Raw genomic sequence first — 1328 nt, forward strand, 5'->3', positions numbered from 1 at the left:
GGATCACTATGCTCTAGTTTCCTACCTGATCGACTTGTCAGTCTCCCAGTCAAGCGCCCTTATGCCATTACACTCTAACGGCGGTTACCAATCGCCGTGAGGGCACCTTTAGAAGCCTCCGTTACGCTTTTGGAGGCGACCACCCCAGTCAAACTACCCACCAATCAGTGTCCCCATATACACGGGTTAGAATCCAAACAAATGAAGGGTCGTATTTCAACAGCGGCTCCAAGGATACTGGCGTACCCCCTTCAAAGCCTCCGACCTATCCTACACATCACGTGCCCAGATTCAATGATAAGCTATAGTAAAGGTTCACGGGGTCTTTTCGTCCCATCGCGGGTAATCGGCATCTTCACCGATACTACAATTTCACTGAGCTCACGGTTGAGACAGCGTCCAGATCATTACACCATTCGTGCAGGTCGGAACTTACCCGACAAGGAATTTCGCTACCTTAGGACCGTTATAGTTACGGCCGCCGTTTACTGGGGCTTCAATTCAACGCTTCTCTCAACGATAACGTCTCCTCTTAACCTTCCAGCACCGGGCAGGTGTCAGGCTGTATACAGGATCTTTCGATTTAGCACAGCCCTGTGTTTTTGTTAAACAGTTGCCTGGACCTATTCTCTGCGCCCTCCCGTCACCGGGTAGGGACCCTTTATCCCGAAGTTACAGGGTCAGTTTGCCTAGTTCCTTAACCGTGAATCACTCAAGCGCCTTAGAATATTCATCCCGACTACGTGTGTCCGTTTACGGTACGGGTACCTACAGGATTTAGTTTAGCGGATTTTCTTGGCAGCATGATTACATGCACTATTGCCTTGTCCCGAGGGACGCGGCATACTATCAGGTTCGATTCTCATGGTGGATTTGCCTGCCAAGATCAACATCTACACCCTTCAACCATCTATTCCGTCAGATGGCGGCATTGTCACTACTGCGTCTCCACATCACTCCTGGAGGTAGTAACGGAATATTAACCGTTTCTGCCATCGGCATCGCCCTTCGGCTGAGCCTTAGGACCCGACTTACCCTGATCCGATTAGCGTTGATCAGGAAACCTTAGTCTTTCGGCGAGGGGGTTTCCCGCCCCCTTTATCGTTACTTATACCTACATTTGCTTTTCCAGACGCTCCAGAATACCTCGCGGTACGCCTTCGACGCTGACTGGAATGCTCCCCTACCGATCATTTCAATGATCCCACTGCTTCGGTAGACAACTTAATACCCGATTATTATCCACGCCAGACTCCTCGACTAGTGAGCTGTTACGCACTCTTTAAATGAATGGCTGCTTCCAAGCCAACATCCTAGCTGTCTTAGCA

Annotated in this window: 1 rRNA gene; it reads right to left on the reverse strand. The window is 50.1% G+C overall.

Annotated features, from left to right (window positions below):
- A 23S ribosomal RNA gene (locus AB5935_RS26420) occupies nucleotides 1-1328 on the reverse strand; the annotation flags it as partial.

The organism is Phocaeicola sp. RTP21198st1_B8_RTP21198_201120 (assembly GCF_040929485.1).
GTDB lineage: Bacteria > Bacteroidota > Bacteroidia > Bacteroidales > Bacteroidaceae > Phocaeicola > Phocaeicola dorei.